At 57.1% G+C, this 19,675-nt stretch carries 18 protein-coding genes; 9 read left to right on the forward strand and 9 right to left on the reverse strand.

Translation table 11 applies throughout. The features are described 5' to 3' along the window. Window positions 1-3: 3 nt before the first annotated feature. Both ACT3UA_RS04520 and ACT3UA_RS04525 read right to left on the reverse strand, forming a co-directional pair. Window positions 4-690, reverse strand: coding sequence for a DUF4194 domain-containing protein (locus ACT3UA_RS04520; protein WP_096289126.1), 687 nt, complete (start codon window positions 688-690; stop codon window positions 4-6). Then, complete coding sequence (locus tag ACT3UA_RS04525; protein ID WP_308727264.1) at window positions 687-2,153, reverse strand: DUF3375 domain-containing protein; 1,467 nt, start codon at window positions 2,151-2,153, stop codon at window positions 687-689. Before ACT3UA_RS04525 ends, ACT3UA_RS04520 begins: the two co-directional genes overlap by 4 nt. A gap of 219 nt (window positions 2,154-2,372) precedes the next feature. Here ACT3UA_RS04525 and ACT3UA_RS04530 point away from each other — a divergent pair, with 219 nt between their 5' ends. After that, window positions 2,373-3,638 carry a polysaccharide deacetylase gene (locus tag ACT3UA_RS04530; protein ID WP_096289124.1) on the forward strand — a complete coding sequence of 422 codons (1,266 nt, stop codon included), beginning with the start codon at window positions 2,373-2,375 and terminating at the stop codon, window positions 3,636-3,638. A gap of 31 nt (window positions 3,639-3,669) precedes the next feature. Here ACT3UA_RS04530 and ACT3UA_RS04535 read toward each other — a convergent pair whose 3' ends face one another. Then, window positions 3,670-6,993 carry a TM0106 family RecB-like putative nuclease gene (locus ACT3UA_RS04535; protein WP_255248541.1) on the reverse strand — a complete coding sequence of 1,108 codons (3,324 nt, stop codon included), beginning with the start codon at window positions 6,991-6,993 and terminating at the stop codon, window positions 3,670-3,672. Between the two features lie 212 nt (window positions 6,994-7,205). Beyond that, window positions 7,206-7,520, reverse strand: coding sequence for a hypothetical protein (locus ACT3UA_RS04540; protein WP_096289120.1), 315 nt, complete (start codon window positions 7,518-7,520; stop codon window positions 7,206-7,208). Window positions 7,521-7,683: 163 nt separating this feature from the next. Between ACT3UA_RS04540 and ACT3UA_RS04545 the strand changes: the two genes are divergently transcribed. Then, window positions 7,684-8,403, forward strand: a complete 720-nt coding sequence (locus ACT3UA_RS04545) for a M50 family metallopeptidase (protein WP_444615644.1) — start codon at window positions 7,684-7,686, stop codon at window positions 8,401-8,403. Here ACT3UA_RS04545 and ACT3UA_RS04550 read toward each other — a convergent pair. After that, the gene (locus tag ACT3UA_RS04550) at window positions 8,371-9,549 is read right to left on the reverse strand and encodes a YihY/virulence factor BrkB family protein (protein ID WP_096289116.1); all 1,179 of its coding nucleotides are present in this window, start codon (window positions 9,547-9,549) and stop codon (window positions 8,371-8,373) included. The two genes, ACT3UA_RS04545 and ACT3UA_RS04550, sit on opposite strands and share 33 nt — an antisense overlap. A gap of 144 nt (window positions 9,550-9,693) precedes the next feature. Here ACT3UA_RS04550 and ACT3UA_RS04555 point away from each other — a divergent pair, with 144 nt between their 5' ends. From ACT3UA_RS04555 to ACT3UA_RS04565, 3 genes are all read left to right on the forward strand, one after another. Continuing rightward, a complete protein-coding gene (locus tag ACT3UA_RS04555; RefSeq protein ID WP_141393623.1) occupies window positions 9,694-9,909 on the forward strand; it encodes a hypothetical protein in 216 nt (71 codons plus the stop codon). 210 nt (window positions 9,910-10,119) lie between these two features. Then, window positions 10,120-10,851, forward strand: a complete 732-nt coding sequence (locus ACT3UA_RS04560) for a LysM peptidoglycan-binding domain-containing protein (RefSeq protein ID WP_096289114.1) — start codon at window positions 10,120-10,122, stop codon at window positions 10,849-10,851. Window positions 10,852-11,043: 192 nt separating this feature from the next. After that, window positions 11,044-12,381 (forward strand): CoA transferase, encoded by a 1,338-nt coding sequence (locus ACT3UA_RS04565; RefSeq protein WP_255248540.1) that lies wholly within the window; start codon window positions 11,044-11,046, stop codon window positions 12,379-12,381. A 10-nt stretch (window positions 12,382-12,391) separates the two neighbouring features. Here ACT3UA_RS04565 and ACT3UA_RS04570 read toward each other — a convergent pair whose 3' ends face one another. After that, window positions 12,392-13,165, reverse strand: coding sequence for a PaaX family transcriptional regulator (locus tag ACT3UA_RS04570; RefSeq protein WP_096289110.1), 774 nt, complete (start codon window positions 13,163-13,165; stop codon window positions 12,392-12,394). 58 nt (window positions 13,166-13,223) lie between these two features. Further along, the gene (gene kynA, locus ACT3UA_RS04575) at window positions 13,224-14,093 is read right to left on the reverse strand and encodes a tryptophan 2,3-dioxygenase (RefSeq protein WP_096289271.1); all 870 of its coding nucleotides are present in this window, start codon (window positions 14,091-14,093) and stop codon (window positions 13,224-13,226) included. 158 nt (window positions 14,094-14,251) lie between these two features. On the opposite strand from kynA, the gene ACT3UA_RS04580 reads away from it, so the two are divergent. From ACT3UA_RS04580 to ACT3UA_RS04595, 4 genes are all read left to right on the forward strand, one after another. Beyond that, the gene (locus ACT3UA_RS04580; protein ID WP_096289108.1) at window positions 14,252-14,938 is read left to right on the forward strand and encodes a CE1759 family FMN reductase; all 687 of its coding nucleotides are present in this window, start codon (window positions 14,252-14,254) and stop codon (window positions 14,936-14,938) included. A gap of 154 nt (window positions 14,939-15,092) precedes the next feature. Beyond that, window positions 15,093-15,878 (forward strand): 2-oxo-hept-4-ene-1,7-dioate hydratase, encoded by a 786-nt coding sequence (hpaH, locus tag ACT3UA_RS04585; RefSeq protein WP_096289106.1) that lies wholly within the window; start codon window positions 15,093-15,095, stop codon window positions 15,876-15,878. Beyond that, window positions 15,863-16,672 carry an aldolase/citrate lyase family protein gene (locus tag ACT3UA_RS04590; protein WP_096289104.1) on the forward strand — a complete coding sequence of 270 codons (810 nt, stop codon included), beginning with the start codon at window positions 15,863-15,865 and terminating at the stop codon, window positions 16,670-16,672. The genes hpaH and ACT3UA_RS04590 overlap by 16 nt, the downstream gene beginning before the upstream one ends. 60 nt (window positions 16,673-16,732) lie before the next feature. Next, entirely contained in the window at window positions 16,733-18,064 is a 1,332-nt protein-coding gene (locus ACT3UA_RS04595; RefSeq protein WP_255248539.1) for a cell division protein PerM, read from the forward strand. Window positions 18,065-18,291: 227 nt separating this feature from the next. Here ACT3UA_RS04595 and ACT3UA_RS04600 read toward each other — a convergent pair whose 3' ends face one another. Together ACT3UA_RS04600 and ACT3UA_RS04605 are read right to left on the reverse strand one after the other, a co-directional pair. Then, window positions 18,292-18,927 carry a hypothetical protein gene (locus ACT3UA_RS04600; protein WP_096289100.1) on the reverse strand — a complete coding sequence of 212 codons (636 nt, stop codon included), beginning with the start codon at window positions 18,925-18,927 and terminating at the stop codon, window positions 18,292-18,294. A gap of 108 nt (window positions 18,928-19,035) precedes the next feature. After that, the gene (locus tag ACT3UA_RS04605) at window positions 19,036-19,557 is read right to left on the reverse strand and encodes a DinB family protein (protein ID WP_096289098.1); all 522 of its coding nucleotides are present in this window, start codon (window positions 19,555-19,557) and stop codon (window positions 19,036-19,038) included. Window positions 19,558-19,675 lie beyond the last annotated feature (118 nt).

Raw genomic sequence — 19,675 nt, forward strand, 5'->3', positions numbered from 1 at the left:
CGGCTACTCCTGCACCAGGTCGGTTGAATCCAGGGACAGTTCTTCGGAAGTGTCGGCGGACAGATTCAGCGTCGATTCGTTTGCATCGATCGCAGCGATATATTGGGGAATATCTTCGATTCGTGAAATGGGCAGGGCCATCGCTAGGGCCGGAGAAATCCTGAATTCGTCGGCTAATTCCGTGCCGGTGAGCAAGCGCAGGGAATTCAGCCGGGCAATTGCCGCGTCACAGGATTCGGCAAAGCGTTTGTCATCGCGATCGGAGGGACTACGATGTTCGGCCAAGATCTCATGCATGGCGCTTCGTGAAAGGACTGCGTCGGTTCCGGTGCCGGAATGCTGTTCCAGCAGTAGGCGCAGGCGTAGCGCGAGCAAGGTTTCGTCGCGCTTCAAGGCGCGGCGCGGGGCAATCGGAGAGGTGTGCACCTGATCGATTTGCGCTGGAGTAAGCATCGCAATTTTTCGATCCGTGTCCATGGAGATGGTCAGAAAAATTTCCGAAACATAGGCTCCTACTACTTCCTGCTGGTCTAGCAATAGCTGCCAAGCCGCCGGGTCGGTTGACCCATCGAGGTAGGGGCCGCGTAGCAAACGTACTAGTAATTGCCGCAGCTCCAATGAGAAGTTGCCGCGGTCTCCCTCAAAGAGCGATTCGGTGATGGGTGCAGCATATGAATTTGTGCTGGTCATAGCGGCTCCTTCGTGAAAGTTAGGGCGGGAAGAATTGCTGTACGTTCAGAACCATCAATCTGCCGGAAGGTGATGGTCATCAAATCCGTTTCACTCAGTGATTCGCCGTTGGTCCGGCCTATTTCGATCAAGGCACGCACGGTATTCAGATGGCGGTGCTCTTCGGGCAGATCATTGAAAATTTCATCGAGCGGGAGCCGATCCTCTGAGCGGTGGCCAAGCTTGCTTGTTACCGACTCACGGAGGAAAGCCATATTCGCTTGCGGAGTGGATGGGGTGCGCACGATATCGGAGGCGCTGTAGTCCGGTGCTGCCGCCAACGGCGGCGGGGCCACATGCTCGGACGGGTCAAAGATGCCTAGGCCAGCAAGCGTCATGAACTGTGGGGCGAAAAGTTCAAGCGGAGCCAAAGCACTGCGTGGCCTGAGCGTCACAGACTTCACGATCGCCGCTTCAGCACTACGTACCGCCTGGCGCAGAAGCTGTGCTTGTTGGTAGTCCTCAGACTGAACAAAGGCATGCAGCGATTCGGAGAGCTTTCCGTACGAAGTATGGACTTCTGCTGCCTGACGTCGGAGCTCACGAAGCAAATTGGTCAGAATCTGGCGTTCCGGAGTATCGAGGTCGTCCACGAAGTTGCGTTCTAGGACTTCAGAAAGTGCGGCGCGGAAACGCTGTTGCGCGTCTGGAGAGTTGAGGAACTCCGTGAAGCCCCGGAAGGTCTCGCCCTCGGCGGTTGAACGGAGCTGGCGGTCGGCTTCTAAGACTTGGCCTACCGCAACGCCTTTTGCCGTAGACGCGTCCAAGATGCCTTCCCGTAGGGAATGCAACATCTCCTGAACCCCGTCGCGCATTAGGCGGAAGTCGGCAGGAAGGCTCGAAGCCAAGTCAAGCACCGAGCGAGTCGCGGACAGCGCGGTGGCACGCGAAAGCACCGCAGGAGCATCACCGGTGCGCAGTTCATTGATCTGCGCTTGCCGCATGGCAATCTGTGACTCCAAGGCACGAATACGCGCTTCAGGGTCTGGATCTGTCTCGTGGGCTAAGGACTCCAGCGAGGACAGCAAGGTATTCAAGCGAGAAGAGTTCAGGTGCGAGTCGTCAGCCGAAAAATCTGCGAGGAAACGCAGGGTACGCAAGGTCTGTGCGCTCGGTTCGTAGACGAAACGCCCGTCGATCAGGGGACGGGCCAAGATTCCCTGCTTGACCCAGACCTCGGCGAAGTCTTGGGCGGAATACGTTTGGGGAATCTGTTCGTCGCTGGTGCGAGCGAGCTTCAAGAACGAATCCAATGAAGCATGGAAAAGTTCTAGGGCTACACGTGGCTTGTCCGCAGTAAATTCTGATCGGATAAAGGCAACAGCCCAAGGCTGCGCGGTAAGAAGCCGATATGCTGCCGAACTCCTGAACTGCTGGGACTGAAGCCACAAGCTGTTCGCGCGATGCGAGGGCTGCATGTACATCCTTGATCTTTCGACGCCTAACCTATCAATTCTAAGCCATCGAGCCTGAAGGTTCATGTGAGAAATTGTGAAGTGAAAAGTGTTGCCAAGTTGTTGCCCGGCCGACTGCGTCCAAGGGTACAAACCCCAGATAAGTATGTGTAAGGTCGGAAACAAGGTGATGGCAAGGAGAAATCGTAGCGTCCATGGGGATAGCCGCTACGAGGAGAGAGATGCGAAGTGAAGCACATCAAGATCGCGGTAGTGGCCACAGTCGTCTTGGCATTGGCCGGTTGTAGTGACCAAGTCGACCCTGAAATAGCTGCTAGTAGCGCGTCTCAAGCAGCCGTAGAGGCTCAAAAGGCTGCAGATGAAGCTGCACGCGAAGAAGGCGTCCTTGCCCAGATCAATCGACTTGCCGACGGGTACGACTACAACGCCGCCATCAAACTGGCGGAGGAAGACCCTAGCGCCAAACTCAACGACTTGGTTCGGGGTCTCGAATCTGAAAAGAAGGGCACCTCTGCGTGGGAACACCCCGACCAGATTCCGCACTTATTCTTCCACTCGCTCGTTGTTGATCCGAAGCGCGCCTTCGATAAAGACAATAGGGCACAGGGCTACCGGGACTATATGGTGACGCAAAAGGAATTTGAAGCGATCCTCCAAGAGCTGCACAGCCGTGATTTCGTGCTGGTCAACCCTGCTGACTTCGCCGGTCTCGATAAGAAGAAAAATATGAGCTACCGGGAAATTATGCTTCCGGCCGGGAAAAAACCCATCGTCTTATCCCTTGATGACCTGAGCTACTACGAATATATGGAAGGCGATGGTTTCGCCGACCGGCTGGTGCTCGATAAGAAGGGCAACGTCCGAAACGAATATGTAGACGGTGACGGTAAGAAGCATGTGGGCGCGTACGACGTGACCACAGTGCTCGATGACTTTGTAGCCGAGCATCCGGATTTTTCCTACCGGGATGCTCGCGGGATCATCGCCATGACCGGCTATAACGGTGTATTCGGCTACCGGACTTCGCAAAGCCAATATCCGGATAGTAAGAATCTTAAAAAGGACCGGGAAGAAGCAACCAAAATCGCCGAGGCGATGAAAAAGGAAGGGTGGGTCTTCGCCTCTCATTCATGGGGTCATATCGCAACCGGAACCGTGAGCCTGGGCCGTTTCAAACGTGACATGAAGCTGTGGAAGGACGAAGTCGAACCAATCCTGGGCGAAACCGATCAGTTCATTTACCCTTTTGGCTCAGATATCGCTCGCACCGGGTCATACTCGGGTGCACGATTTGAGCTGTTGAAGAAGGAAGGGTTTATGTACTTCTACGGTGTAGACGGCACCATCACCGCATGGATGCAGCAACGCGATGATTACCAGCGGCAGATGCGAATAAACGTCGATGGCCTGCAATTCGACAAAGAGCAACGCGGGGATCGGCCCGTGCTGAAGTCCTTCTTTGACGTAGCAGAAGTTATCGATTCGGCGCGGTGAAAGACGCGCCGAATCGATGGACGGCCAATGGTTAAAGCGCCATGAAAGCACCGAGTTGCGACAATGCGGCGGGATTCGATGGCAGGAAGTCGGTGAGTCGCTCGCTACGCACGATCACCGCTTTCCACTGGCCTCGGGAGATGGCCACGTTGATGCGATTTCGGTTCAACAGGAAATCGATACCTCGTGAAGCATCGTCGGCACTTGAACAGGCCATTGTCACCAGTACCACTGGTGCTTCTTGACCCTGGAATTTGTCCACCGTGCCGACCTTCACCCCGGAAAGCTGTTCCCCGTCAAGGATCTCGCGCACCAGATTCACCTGGGCGTTGTAGGCGGCCACGACAAGAATGTCTGCTTCGGCCAGTACCCGCGGTTCCTTCCCGCCACCCGGATTCCACAGCATTCCCAGATGCTCGCGGACTAGCCCCGCAATGGTTGAGGCTTCTTCGGCACTGCTGGTCGTGTTCCCACGGTGCTGCACGATGCGGGTCTCAACGCCAGGGGCTGTTCCTCTCAGTTCGCGGAGCCCCGCGGCCTTCGCGGAGAACAACTTGTGGTCGTAGCTCAACGCCGAGACTTTTTCGCAAAGCTGCGGGTGCATGCGCCATGATGTTGCAAGGAAGTAGCCCAATTCCTCCGGTAGTACCGGGCGACCTTCGGATAGCCAACCCAATGCTGATTCATCCACAGGCTGGGGATGAGAACCCTGGGTTACCTGCGGTAACTGTTGCGGATCTCCGAGCAGCAGAAGGTTACGTGCTGCCCGTGAAACGGCCAAGGTGTTAGCCAGCGAAAACTGTCCGGCTTCGTCGATGACCAATAAATCCAAACTCGCGGCCGGGATCCGTTTGCCGGTCATCGTCCACGCGGTGCCGCCAACTAGCGCACCGTCTGCAGAGCGGATCGCATCGTCAATCGCCGCGGCGCTGATACCAGTCCACGGCACCGGGTCCTTGTGCTTGACTTCCTTCGCAACCTGATCGGGGTGCACGCCTGCTTCGATGGCCTTGCGCAAAACGTTTTCAACTACCGCGTGAGATTGGGCGACGACTCCAATCTTCCAGCCGTCCTTAACCAATTCGTGAATCACATGCGAAGCGACAAAGGTCTTGCCGGTGCCCGGAGGGCCCTGAACAGCAAGATAAGAATGATCCAGGTCCTTCAGGGCTTCCACCAAGGCAGGATAAACTTGGGCGTTACCGTCCACTATTGCTGGGGCGGTCGGGGTAGCTAGAGTTTTCAACCGCGGTGGAATTCGACGCAGAATATCTATGCCAGGCTGTTGCGGTAGCTCCGGGACAATGGCACCGACCTCTTGGGCGATCTGTGCCAATGCTTCGTCAATGCTTTTGGTGGCTATTGGCTGGCCTGGGGTGAGCGCGACGGGGAAAGACCCGTATTCGGAGACTTTCCCACTGGTCTTTTCTGCGATGGCAATCCATCCTTCGCCAACCTCGACCACCGTGGCGTTGAAAGCTCCGCCGCGAAGCGCGTCGTCGCCTGCTTCCATGCCTTCGGGCAGGGGTGCGGCAAACATGGCAAAGACCCCGGTGCCCGGGCTGAGCAGTGATCCTTCGGCCAGAGTTCCGTAAAGCTTGGTGACTCTGGTCAACGTCCGGGCGCGTTCGGTTGCTTTATGCCAATCTTCAAGTAGCTCTGCGGAGTCCACCGTGAAGATGCCGCGTACCTCGGACCAATCGTCCATAGGTGCGGAGAGCCGGTCGAAATGCTCCCACCAGAACTGCTTTCTCTCGCGGCGATTGTAGCCAGTGGCCGCCGCGACCATGGCGATTGCCCGGTCATCGTCACTCAGTGCTTGGTTGTGCGGGAGCCCGGCCAAATATTCTTGGAGCCGTAGCTCTTCTTCGGTGGGCTCATATTCGTCGGGGACTTCGTCCAAAAGCTCTACATCAGGATGCCTTTGTGGCTGGAAGTCTACGAGCGACAAGAGCCAATCGCGCAAGCGAAGCGTCGACAGGCAATCGTATTCATTGTAGTCAGCGATTGATTCGAGAATCTGCGCTGCCTGCGCATCAGCACCGGAGGCCAGCGCAGATACATAGTGGGCATAGGCGACCACGGAAGCACCCGCATCGGTGACATCACCGGAGCGCAGATGCTCTTTCATATATAGCGGTTCAAGCTTCTTGATTGAATACGAACGGGTGGACACCACCAACGAGTTTCGTACCGTTTCATAGAGATCAATGAGTAGATTGTCGCGGAGCCACTGGTCGACTTCGTCTTCTCCTGCAATATGAACCTGTGAGAGTTTACGTAGTGCACTTTTTTCATAGGCCGCGTAGTGGTAGATCTTCATGTTCGGGAAGCGCTGACGGCGCGCTTGCACGTACTCAATAAAGTCCAAGAAGGCTTGTCGTTCTTCGGCGCGGCTGTGTGCCCAAAAGGGGCGGAATACCGGTGCTCCAGTATCATTTTCAATGACCCCGAATAGGTATTCCAATCCCCACGAGTTATCGACGGGTTCCTGATATAGCGGGTCGCCTTCGAAGTCGAAGAATATGTCACCTTGGTCGGGGTTGGGCAGCGTCGATATCGTTTGCGACGACTTCACCCGGTAGGACACCCCCTGCTCGGTACCGTCCACCTGTCCCAAACCCAATTGCATTCTTGCTTGATCGACCGTGCGGGCCAGCGAGGTGCCTTCCTTGGCGTTCGTTGCGGCAAGCTGGTCGATAGTGAAGATTCCTTGTCGACGAAGCTTCTCACGTTGCACCATGGACATATTGGCTACCAGCAGCACATCGCGTGTGATGCTCACCTGCTCCGCGCAGAAATCACAACGGCCACAAATGCGTATTGTGTCCGAATCCCAGAGCACCGGGCCATTGGCTGCGGAGTGCTCACCGACCATCTTGATAAATCGTTCGCGCTGAGCGCGGAACACCGGGAGGATCTCGTCGATTCGGTGCACCGAGTGAGTACCGTCGCCAAGAACCAATGTTGTTTGTGGGTGTACGGCTATGTTTTCGGCTTGCAGTTGGTCTGCGTAGGCGGCAACTTGAAGCAATGCGGAAACCCTGGCATGCCTTGCGAGTTTGGTGTCCCAAACAGCCCAGCTGCCGTCGGGCTGGCGAACCAAGAAATCGGCGAATCCGATAAAAGAGCCGTCAAAGAACGTAGCTTGGAAGATGACGTCCGCACCGCTGCGAAGCGTTTGGATGGTTTCGCGGTGCGCTGCGTGCAAGGACGCAGCATTGTGTTCGGGTCTTGTGAGGAGCTGTTTGACGCCGGTGCCGGACTGCGGGTCGTAGTCACCGTATTGCTCAATTAGTTCCGCAAGCACGTTTCGTTCGTGGACGTCTCCGAGCTCCGCGGTTCTTACAAGCATTTCGTCGGTAGCCGACTCGGTCTTTCCCCGGCGCCCGAGTTTTACATCCAGCAGGCACAACGATTGAAAATGACAGTCGACTGCGACCGCAAGGTCACTAGCCGAAAAGACGAACTGATCACCAAAGAAGAACACGGGGGCGGTGCCTTTCGCAGACTGGGTGGTTACCTAGTCAACGTAGCACTCTGCCCCGACCAATTGATGTCCGTTGCCTAGTCTTGCGAAGGCTTCGTCGCGCCGCCGACAACTAGCGAAAGAACACCCACCGCGGCGGTGACCGTGTTGACCGCTGGCCAAGCTCCGATTTTCTTTGACAATGGGTGCGATGCACCGAAAGCAGTGAGGTATGCGCCGACCAAGGCAATTGCCTTGGCTGTTCCGGCATCCTTTTTCCAGATGAAGAATGCCCCGGTACCGGCTGCTGCCAACACCACCGCGGCAAGTGGGCGCTTCTTGGTGATGCGACCCGTGGCGTATCCGCCAGTCAATCCGGTGACGGCAATGGCGGTAGAAGCTAAGCGAGACAAGGAAACCTCCAGAAAACGACAACAGTATGCTGCCGTTAATCGTATTGCTCTCACCTGTGACCATCCCCAGAAGTTGGTGCATGGTCGAAGTGGCAATTCGGGGAATGCGCTAGGGATTGAAAGAATGAGAGAAATCGACGATCGAAATGCATCTGGAGCGAACATGATTGTAGATCTCAATGGAGCTTGGGCTCGGCTATGGGAATCGCAACCTGTTGATCTCGTCTCCGGGCAATGGACAATCCTATTAGTCCTTGTCCTTGGGCTGGTACTTCCACGCCCGGTATGGCGAATTACCGGAATGTATTCCACTCTGGTCCATGAGCTAGGACATGTAATCAGTGCGCTGTTCACCGGGCGCTTCGTCACTGGGCTCCGCCTCGGCTGGGACCACTCCGGCGAAGTTGTCAGCCGTGGTCGGGGAAAGGTCTCGATCATTATTTCTGGGATCTTTGGCTATCCCGCGCCACTTCTAGTCTCGGCTGCATTATTGTGGGCCACTGCCGCCGGCTATGCCGGCAGAGCCTTGGGCATATACGCGTTGTTCTTTGTGCTTGCCTTAGTTTTCGTGCGTAACTGGCCAGCATTTGTCGTGTGCAGCGCGAGCGCTTTGGTTGCTCTCGGAGTCGTTTTCTTTGCACCGTCCAGTGCTTACATATATTTGGCCTTGCTCCTTGGCGGATTCCTGCTTTGCTCGGGAATCCGTGATTACCTCAAGGTCTTGGCAGTTCATACTTGGCGGCGCCGTGACATTGAGCAATCCGATGCTTACCTGATTGCCCGCGCCACCGGGACCTTTGCCACGCTTTGGCTGTTGGTCATCATGGCGTTGGGCGGAGCCGGCATATTCTTAGGAGTCCAGAGTCTTCTTCGGCTGTTTTAGCTTTTTAGTCGCACGGCTACGCGACACCAGCCAAGCCGTGGCAGCCGCAATGCCAACCGGCAGCCACTTTGTTTTGCGCTTGGTCCGTCCGGCCGGGTCAATTTCCATATCTTGTAATGGATCTCCGCCATGATTGATGCGAATCTCCTGGGCTCGGACTAAGTCCTTGTAAACCGCAAGTTGTTCGCGAGCCACCATGGTGTTGTCGCGCAAGGGAAGATGCACCTCAGCTGCTGAGGCAAGGCCGGTTCGTAGTTGGCGCAGACGGGTAAATTCAATGTCTACCAATGCCCCGATAATGAGTGCGATATTGCTGATCCAGCAGGCCAGAACGAGAACAATGACGCCGCCAATCGCTCCGTATGTGGCCGAGTAGCTTGCAAATTTTGCGAGGTAGACGGTGAATCCCACTGCGGAAAGGCCAAGAACTATCAGAGCCGTAAATGTTCCTGGGGAAAACCAATGGAACTTTACGCGTCTAACGTTCGGGGTGAAGTGGTACAACAAGGCAAGAACCAGCAGGATCATCACAAATAGGGCTGGCGGTTTGGCGATGTTCAGCAGCAGCACGAAGCTGTCGCCGAGTCCGAAAAGATTTCCCATGGCCCGTGCGATCGAACCGGACGTTACCAGCAGTGCCAAAGAAATCACGGCCACGACCATGATCAGCACGGTGATGGCAAACATTTGCGGGCGTCTCTTCCATTGTGGACGACCTTCGCGTACACCGAAAAGCCGGTTCATTTGCCGGCTGAATGCGGTCACGTATCCGGAGGTGCTCCACAGGGCACCGAGGGAACCAATCAAAATGGCCCAAAATGTGCCCTTGGCTGAGCTCGCGAGGCCGGTGAGTAGCTGCTCAGCGGTTTCGACTAGTTGCTGGGCGTCGCCGGTTTGCTGTCCGCTAGCAGCGAGGCTTTGGCGAATCAGATCCATAATCCATTGAGTGCTACTTTCGCTTGCTCCAACCAGCGAAAGCAAAGAGATCAGTGCCAGCAGTCCGGGGAACATCGCTAGAACCATATAGTAGGAAAGGGAAGCGGCTCCGTCTAGCCCGTCGATTCGGAAGAATTCTCGCATCGCCCGGGGATAGCAGCTCAAGGCCTCCCTGACTCGTTCCTTGGTCAGTCGGTCGCTAAATGCCATCGGGTTCCCTTATCTGCCGTTTTGCAGAAACACTACTTGTTATTCCGAGTCCCACACTACCTAAATACCGTGCGGTGAGGCGGCAGTTAGAAGTGGATCGAAGTTTCCCAATCAGCGGCTCGGGAGGCAAGGAGGTGGCGAACGGTGAGGAAACAAACTTTCTCGTTAGTGCACCATCGGGCAGTGAACCTAGGTGGAGGACACAGCGAGAAAACGGTGAAAGCTGTATCACAAAAGCACAAGCAAGATCCACTTAGAAAAGATAACAACTTCGGCGGTGGATTCGAAGAAATCGCCCAAAAAAGGGATCGTCGAAAAAATTTCTTTGGCCGTTTTGACCTGTATTTACGGGGTTTCTGAAAGAATCCTGAGTTGCGTAGGGTGCGGGGTCGTGCGCTATGGTCATTTATAACGTTTCGATAACACTCGCAGTGTTATGGGGAAACACCTACTGCCGGGACTTCCAAACCGCTCACCAGGGCAGTACTTCAAAAAAAGTCGAAATGCGACGCAGAGCGGTGCACAGGGATGGCCTAGGAAGGCCTGAGCGTGGAAGGGCACTGGAGAGTCATGATCCAGCAGAAGACCAAAAACATCATTCGTCGCGGTGGAGCCACCTTGGCCGCCGTAGCAGTAGCAAGCACCGCAGTCGTCGCCTCGACCGTGCCGGCTTCCGCGGCTAGCAGCTGGGACAAGCTTGCACAGTGTGAATCCGGTGGCAACTGGTCCATCAACACCGGCAACGGTTACTACGGTGGCTTGCAGTTCTCGCTTCAGACTTGGAAGGCATTCGGCGGCAGTGGCATGCCTAACCAGGCTTCGAAGGCCGAGCAGATTCGTATCGCCACCAAGGTCCAGGCCGGACAGGGTTGGGGTGCGTGGCCAGCTTGCTCGGCGAAGCTTGGGCTGAGCGGCACGCCATCGGGCAACTCGGCTCCGGAAGCTCCAAAGAAGCAGGCTCCAAAGCAGCAGGCAGCGCCAAAGCAGCAGGCAGCGCCTAAGCAGCAGACCACCAAGAAGGCTGCGCCTTCGCAGTCGTTGGAGCGCACCGGTAGCTCCAAGAAGGTCACGCAGCCAAGCGCTGGCAAGCACGTTGAAGCGGCACCTCAGGCACCAGTTTTCAACATCAAGGTTACCGACTCGGGCAAGGACTACACCGTAAAGTCCGGCGATACTCTTGCGAAGATTGCTGACAGCTTGGGCGTCAAGGACTGGCGTGGATTGTTCGTGCTGAACGACGATCAGTTGAATGACCCAGATCTGATCATGGTTGGTCAGACCCTGAACGTACCAGCGAACTAATTTCGCTTTTGGTCTTGAGCTCGTGCCATTACCCAGCTGGGTAATGGCACGAGCTCAAGGTGTTTAACCCTGCGTCTGCAGGGCAGGCACCGCGGTATCCGCAGCATTTGCCTGTGATTGAGCGCAATGGCACGCTAGCCACATGCCTAAAAGTCAGTTCACGCGGGGATGAGTACCTCCCAGCTCCGAGGTGTGCCTTCACTCGATGCCGAATTTGCCCAGTGTGGGCTGCTTCCAGCTCTGCGTGCAAAGAACTGGAGTGGGCCCCGGCGGTGGTGGGGTGGGCCTTTGGACGTTGAGGGGCTAACGATTGCCTCCACCGAATTATGTGCCGCGGCGGTTAATCAGCTGACCGGCAGCCAAGATTTGTTCACCATCGATGCTCGCAGGGCTGCCGCCGCCTTTGCTTCCACGAAACACTTGCGCATCGCTGGGCAACGAAGAGATGCGTTCGATGCCTGTTCTGGGTTCTATCAAACGAGCGACGGCTGGATACGCACGCACGCGAATTATCCGCATCACCGTCGCGCCCTGCTCCAAGCCTTGAGGATTGACCGCCCCGAACGGCTCGCTGAGTCTCTTCTGATGGTTGAAGCCGGCGACGTCGTCGAACTGATCACCGCCTGCGGAGGGATCGCGGCAGAGGTTCGAACGCGCGCGCAATGGCAAGCTACGGCAATGGGGCAAGCGGCTGCCGCCGGACCTTGGGTCGAGTTCGCGATGAGCGAGGTGTCGCAGGGCCGATTGTGGAAATATTCTCAAGACTTAGTCAAGCCGCTTCGAGGGCTACGCGTCCTGGACTTCACCCGGGTCATAGCGGGACCCACTTCCTCGCGTACCCTAGCGATGTTGGGTGCCGACGTCCTACGTGTCGATCCTCCGCAAATGCCCGAACTGCAGGGCCAGTACATAGAAACCGGATTCGGAAAGCGAAGCACGGAAATTGACCTGCGCGATCTGCGGCAGGCAAACACCGTGCATGAGCTGTTGAGCGAAGCAGACGTGGTTTTACTCGGGTACCGTCCCGGTGCTTTAGCGGCGCACGAATTGCGGACTCAGCAGCTACGCGAACGCTATCCGAATCTAATCATCGTCGAGTTGTGCGCATGGGGTGACACCGGCCCCTACGCAAAGCGTCGTGGCTTCGACAGCATCGTACAAGCCGCATGCGGTATCGCGGATATCTACCGGGACGCCGAGGGCAGACCGGGCGCATTGCCGGTGCAGGCGCTGGATCATGCAACCGGATACGGGATGGCTGCGGCCGTGGTGTCCTTGGCGGCTGCGCGAAGAACCCAGGGAATGACCGGCCACGCGAGATTCTCGCTGGTTCGCACGGCTACGGCACTGCTGGAGCAGCCCTTGCCAACTGCGGACATTGAACCGCTGGGTCAACCCGCAGTGCGCAAGATCAACAGTACGTTCGGAGAACTGACCTATGCCCCGCCAGCTCTATCGTGTGGAGGCCTGGCACTTGATTATGCAGGGCCGCCGGCTCCCTACGGCACAGATGAGCCCGTCTGGCGCTAATCGAAGGATTTCAGCCCGCCAAGCGCAGCAGGTGCTCGGCATGTGCCGCAGCCCGGTCTTTGAAGGCGGCCGAAATTTCCACGAACCGCTCCCGGCTTGCTTGGCCAGGCCAGTTATCGGGGAGCATCTGTTCGGGGAGACCCGGATCAAGGTACGGGATGGCTCGCCACGCATCAATGAGCACGACATAGCCGAGATAGGCATCTTCAGCGTCTATCGACGTCGCGTCGAGTCCCGCCGTGGCAGCAAGAAAAGAGCGGTGGAGTTTGGCCAATTTATCCAAGTCCCACCACTGTGCGGAGGCTTCACGGGCCGATCCCGGGTGGTCGAATGTCTCCGAAATGAAAAGCGTGGCGTAGTTCCTCGCGTCCAAGGCTCCCAGGACTTCCAAGACCTCGGATTGCAAATATTCGGGGAAGATCCACAGGCCAGCCGAGACGAGGCCTCCACCTAACTGGACGAAATGTTTGCGCAGCTGATGCCGGGTGGCGCGCAGGGCTTCCGGCAAGGAAAAAGCGACAAGGACCCAACGATCGGAATGTTCCATGCAACGCGGAGTGAAAATACGCCTATTGCCGCGGGCAAACATCGCCATAGCGGGCGTGGTCACCGAAAGTGCCGCAGGCCCCGCGGTTTCCAGTACTCCGCGGTCGATGAGCCGCGAAACAGCGGTCTGTGCTGCGGGAGTCGACACCCCTGCCGCTCGAGCCATCTCAATGATTCGGGGACGTGGAACCGGCGTTGTCTCATGGCGCAGGTAGAGGCCGGCAATGGTGCGTACCACCGACGCCGCGCTACCGGTCCTAGACTCGAAATCATCAAGGGCGAATGCGGCAAGGGGGCTAGTCGGAGCCAATTTCTGTACGCACCGCAAAGAGCTCGGGGAAGAAGGTCAGGTCCAGTGCGCGTTTCAGGAAGCTGACGCCTGATGAGCCGCCGGTCCCGGATTTGAAGCCGATGGTTCGTTGCACCACGCGCAAGTGGCGGAAGCGCCAAGCTTGGAAGTTGTCTTCCAGATCCACTAGGTCTTCACAGGCCTGGTAGAGATTCCACACGGTATCTTCGGACTCGTAGATTTCCTTGAAGATTGGCACTAGCGACGCTTGGAATTCCCAGGGCTTGGTGACATCGCGTTCGAGGATTTCTGAGGAGATCTGGTAGCCCTTGCGCGAAAGCGCAGCGAGGAAGGCGTCGTAAAGTGTTGGTTCGTGCAGTAGCTCGGTGAGCGTTTCGTGTGCCTTCGGGTCTGATTCGTGCACCTTGAGCATGCCTTCGTGCTTGTTGCCGAGGATAAACTCCACCGCACGGTATTGGAATGACTGAAAACCCGAGGATGAGCCGAGGAAACCACGGAACTGCGCGTATTCGCGTGGTGTGAGCGTTGCGAGAACAGACCACTGCTCGGTGAGGGTTTTCTGGATATGTTTCACACGAGCGAGGCATTTCAGGGCCTTGCCGAGGTCGTCCGAGTCGATCAGCCGGCGAGCTTCGAGCAGTTCATGCAGCATCAGCTTCAGCCAGAGTTCGCTGGTCTGGTGCTGAATAATGAACAGCATTTCGTCGTGATGCTCTGGGACGCTGACCGGGTGCTGGGCCGAAAGGATGCGTTCCAAATCCAGGTAGCTTCCGTACGACATGGCATTTCGGAAATCGGTGCGAACGCCGGACTCGATGTCGCGCTGATTCTTGGACTCTGCATGGTCATTGCTCATAAAGATCATCGTATCAATATCTTTGCGACCGTCACAATAATGAAAACAAGTTCCCAAGATGAGCTGCAGGGGCATTCGCGCCGGGGCGGGAATAGAATCAACCGCCCGCCCGTTATTACATGCATACGCATATAAAATTTGGATTCAGGATGGGAATAATGAGCAAATCAATCGTGGTCATCTCCGGCGGACTGGGCAACCCTTCGAGCACCTCGCTGCTCGGGCGCCAGATCGGTGAAAGCGTCGCAGCGGAACTGGCCGGTGCAGGAGTCCAAGCCGACGTACTCAACGTAGAATTGCGTGAATTTGCGCAGGACATCGTGAATAACATGCTTACCGGGTTCGCTCCACCTGCGCTGCAGGAAGTCGTGGATGCGGTTGTGAATTCCGACGTACTGGTGGCTGTCACTCCGGTCTTTTCGGCCTCGATTTCGGGACTGTTCAAATCCTTTATCGACATCCTGGATCCGAGGTCGCTGGACGGAAAGCCGGTAGTTTTGGCTGCAACTGCCGGCTCGCAGCGCCATCAACTTGCCGTGGACTACGCCATGCGACCGATCTTCTCCTACCTGCGTACGCAGATCATGCCTACTACCGTTTTTGCCGCTTCGGAAGATTTTGGCGGCGAGGGCCTTGCCGGGACCCTGGCCGAACGCACCCGGCGGGTGGCTCGCGAGGTCATTGTGGCCCTTGCCGCGGATGGAGGAAACCTCCAAGCCGATACCGATCTGGCGGATACGCGCTCGATTGCTCCATCGGTCAGCGACACGGCAAACCCCAACGACCCGCTAACCACACTTCCGTTCGAAGCCCTACTGGCGAACATCCAGGGGAGCAAAAGCTGATCCACGATCTAGCCGTTGCCTCCGGACGTTGCGGGCGGCGGATGTTAGTACGATGTGCCAGAAGCCTTGAAGCTCGATAGCATATTTACTTGTGAGCTATGTCATCCACAAAGCCCATGTAGATTTAATTCGAATGCGAAAGGTGTAGCCGTCGATGCTATCCGAGGAAATTATCACGGCGATTGCCGATGAACTTGTCGAGGCAGGCGCTACCCGTACGCCCGTGCCGCTCCTGACCGCACGCTACCCGGAAATGACCGTCGAGGACTCCTACCGGGTGCAAAACCTGTGGCGCCAGCGCAGCGAAGCCAACGGCCGTGTCTTGGCAGGCAGGAAGATCGGCTTGACCTCGCGCGCCATGCAGATGGCGACCGGAATCACCGAACCTGACTACGGCATCATTTTCGAAGATATGGTGCTGGACACCGGGTGCACCTTCAACTGGGATCAATACACGTTCCCACGAGTGGAGATGGAACTCGCTTTTAAACTGAAGAAAGATATCGAAGGCCCAAACGCGAATATTTTTGACGTGCTGGAGGCCACCGAATATGTGATTCCGGCCCTGGAGATCCTAGACTCCCGCATTGAGATGAAGGGCCGCAGCATCGTCGACACCATTAGCGACAACGCCGCGATGGGTGCCATGGTCATCGGTGGCACACCGATGAAGCCGGATGCCATCGACCTGCGTTGGGTCTCGGGCATCCTGTTCAAGAACCAGACCATCGAAGAGACCGGGGTCGCAGCGGGCGTGCTAAACCACCCGGCCGCTGGAGTGTATTGGTTGGCGAACAAAATCGCTCCGCACGGGGATAAACTCAACGCCGGGGAGATCATCCTGGCCGGCTCGTTCACCCGTCCCATGCCGGTGGACAAGGGCGACACGGTCTTCGCGGACTACGGACCGATGGGAACCGTGACATGTCATTTCGAGTAGAACCCGACCCGTCGCTCAAGGACGCGCTGCGCGAGGCAGACCATGCGCTCACCGGCATCTGGGTCTGCTCCGCCTCGGCGCTCAACGCAGAGATCTGCGCGGGCGCAGGCTTTGACTGGGTATTCATCGATGCCGAGCATTCACCCAATGACTTGCAGAATATCTTGGCGCAGCTCCAAGCGGTGCGCGGTTATTCCACCATCCCGGTAGTGCGCCCGCCGGTCAACGACCCGGTCATTATCAAGCAGTTCTTGGACCTTGGCGTGCAGTCGCTGATCATCCCGATGGTCAACGATGCCCAGCAAGCGGCCAACGCGGTCGCCGCCTGCAACTATCCGCCGCTTGGCGTGCGCGGTGTTGGCTCGGCGCTGGCGCGCTCGGCGCGCTGGAACCGAATTCCCGACTATCTGCATCGTGCAGGCGAAACGATCACCGTGATGGTGCAGATCGAATCGGCGGAAGCGGTGGAAAACGTCGCCCAGATCGTTGGCACCGAAGGTGTCGATGGGATCTTTATCGGCCCCTCGGATCTGGCAGCATCAATGGGGGTGATCGGTCAGCAAGCCCACCCGGATGTGGTCTCCGGCGTGCTGCAGTCCATCGAGGCAGCAAAAGCCGCCGGCAAATATGCCGGTGTGAATGCCTTCGATCAGGCAAGTGCGCGAAAGTACATCGAAGCCGGCGCCGATTATGTGGGTGTAGGTGCCGACGTTGCCTTGCTTGCCCGGGCCACCGAGGCATTGGCCGCGAGCTTTAAGGACGATGGACAGGCAGCTGCTCCGGCAAGTTACTAGCCTCCGGTCCTATGACCTGATGGGTTGCCGTTGCGCGTCGCTTCTCAGTGGGCGGCGGCAATGGTGGCACCATTGAAGATGATGAGCCGCGAAAAGAAACCCACGAAAGCCGTGATGCTGCGCTTGCGCAACGGATGGCCAATGCCCCTTGCCCTGCAGGGTGTGTTCGAGATTGTGCAATCTGTCGTGTTCTGCATGGCGCTGCTGATCGTGCCCCTGGTTGCGGTGTATTTCAGCGGTGGATTCCTCGAAGAATCCTTTGAGACGATCCTGCAATTTGGCGGCCTGCTGTGGCTATTGATTCACGGGGTTCCGCTAGAAGTCATGAACCTCGGACCGGAGGCAGATCCCAGCTCGGCCTCCGGGTGGTTGACACTTTTGCCCTTGGGCTTGAGCTTGCTGCCATTCATTTTCTGCTGGCGCGCAGGGCGGCGAATCGCGAGGGCCTCATACACCGACCAGTTGTGGCAAGGCCTTGCAGGGGCATTCATTACCTATGGTGCCATCGGCACCGGCATGGCCTTCCTGGCGAGTAACGCATACGCGAGGGCAGACGTCGTGCCGGCGACCTTTATCCCGCTGATCATCGCCTTCATCGGACTGATCTTTGGCGCACGCCGGGAAGCCGGTACCTGGGGCAGGCTCATCGGCGTCGACGTTGCGGCACATATATCGCGTGTCTCGCCACATCGGCGTTGGGCCGGATCCTATGTATGGCACGTCATCGTGGCCGGTTTCATCGGATATATGGCCGCCGTAGCTATTTCCGGCATCTTGATGAGTGTGACCGTGGGATTGCACTGGGCCGATGTAGCAAATATTTACCAGGAGCTGCGTCCGGGCCCCATCGGTTCCTTTGCGCTGACCCTGCTGCAGCTGGGGCTGATCCCGAATGCGGTATTTTGGGTGCTGTCTTGGATTAGCGGTGGCGGTTTTAGCATCGGCGCCGGAAGCACGCTTTCAACGTTGGAAACCACCGTGGGTCCGCTGCCGTCCATGCCGCTCTTCGCGGCATTGCCCTCGGGCGAAGCGGGAAATCAATGGCTATTTCTCTTGCTCCCGGTAGTTGCCGGAATCGTTGCTGGCTGGTACTTCCTTCGTGTGGGAGAAAACCATCTGGAAGATTGGTTTGCCCGCCGCATCCCTTTTACAATTCTCTCCCTTGGCCTGTCCACCATGTGCCTTTCAATCTTCACCGGAATAGTCGCCGGTCTCGTGAGCTTGAGCGGTTCATGGTTATCTTCGGGTTCCTTGGCCGTTGGCCGGCTGACCGAGTTGGGCCCGCATATGTGGATCACCGCCGGCGCGTTGGCGCTGCAAATTGGTTTGGGTACCGCGATCGGCTATCTGGTTGCTCCCTTGTTCGAAACTGATCCCGTACTAGAAGGATAGAAAACCCCGGCAACCTCAGGTTCGCATTCAATTCAGCGAAGGGCAACCGGCCTCCGAGTTGGTTGGGCCTTGTAGCCAGCGGGGCGAGAGGCGCAGAAAAGCATGCGATCTTTTTGCACAGCGCTGCGGTGGTGGCGCACCCGCGTATGGACCGAATCAACTGTCGAGCACTTTGGCGTTTCAGCGTAGATCATTGCATCTGAGATTCCAAGGTGTTCGTTTTTGCTTTAATCCAATGGCCGTATCGTCAGCGAATCACCATTCGGGCGGGGAAGCTGGAAATCGCCCAGTTCCTGAGAAGTCTCTGAAGTCATGACAAGCAAGACGGCCGAATCATTGCTGAGGATTTCCACCGCAGGACGAAGGTCGGTGTGATTATTGGGTACTAGCTTGTTGATCGTCTCGGTGGCGGTTTGCTCTGAAATATCCGGTGGCAACAGGAATGTCACCACGTCGAAACTCGACTCGCCGCCGGTTACCGCTAGCAGGATACCGTTCTCGGCCACATGCTCGACCGGTGGACAGGTTGAGGCGGCGACTTCGGGTTCCATGCCTTGCTCTTTTGGTGCGGCCACGGTGATCAAGCAGAGCTCGCCGTTGACGCCTTCGGCCACAAAATGGTCGCCATAACTCGACTGCGCCAACATCCTCAGCGCTTCGGCGGTGTAGGCCTCGGAAGTCTCGAAACCCTCCGGTAGCCGGTCTGCGTCTCCAGCTTCTTCGCTCAACACCGGCATTAGTTCGGTTGCGTCCGGAACCGGGGCGGTAGTTTCTTCGGACGCGGTATCGGCACTGCAGGCCGAAAGCATGAACAGCCCGAGGAGAGCCAAGACCAATACCTTGCCGGCGTGATGATTCTTCATACTCTTGCGGTCCTTGAACTGTGAGGATTTGGCGTGCTTATCAAGCAGTCTAATCAAGGAGATCCGCGGGGCAAAAAACGGTTGAAATAAATAACTCCTAGTAGTCCGCTAGGCTTTCAAATCCCAAATGTGGTGCAGTACATCGTGCCAAGCGTACTGGTTCAAAGTAGCTACGGTGAAGGCTGCGCCATTGGAGCGCAGCCCCTTGCGGCCATAATCGGAGCTGTCGATGCGGGCCAGCTTGTTGCTATAGAGCGAGGCTGCGGCTCGCAACCGTGCTGCTGCCTCGTCGACTTCGAGCTGGTTGTAGTTGCCCTTTTCGGCGGCCTGGTCCTGGTCCCAGCTGGGGAAGGTCGGATCATCCTGAGTGGTCATAAGCTCCAAACGGCGAGTCATCGTCACCAGCATCTCGGCTACATGAAGCACATATTCTTGATCGCTCCAACGCGTCGGGCTGGTGCGCTCTTGCGCCTGCGGGCGGCGCAATGCGAGCAGGTAGCGGTCGACGAGCTGGGGGAGCTGTTCGATAACATCGGCTGGAGACACGTTCCTCACGTCGTGATGGCATTCGGTGCAGACGGATTCTAGGACGAAGGTCCAATTCTTGTCATCCGGAATGATCTCGGTCATGGCATGCTCCTTTTCTGGTTGCGCTTCTGCCCAGTCTAGGCTGTGCAGCGCAGCTATTGTGAGCGCCGTTACTTCACCTGCCGGCGGCGGCGATAACCGCACGCCAAAGGAACCGTAG

The organism is Glutamicibacter sp. 363, from assembly GCF_052379505.1.
Lineage (GTDB): Bacteria > Actinomycetota > Actinomycetes > Actinomycetales > Micrococcaceae > Glutamicibacter.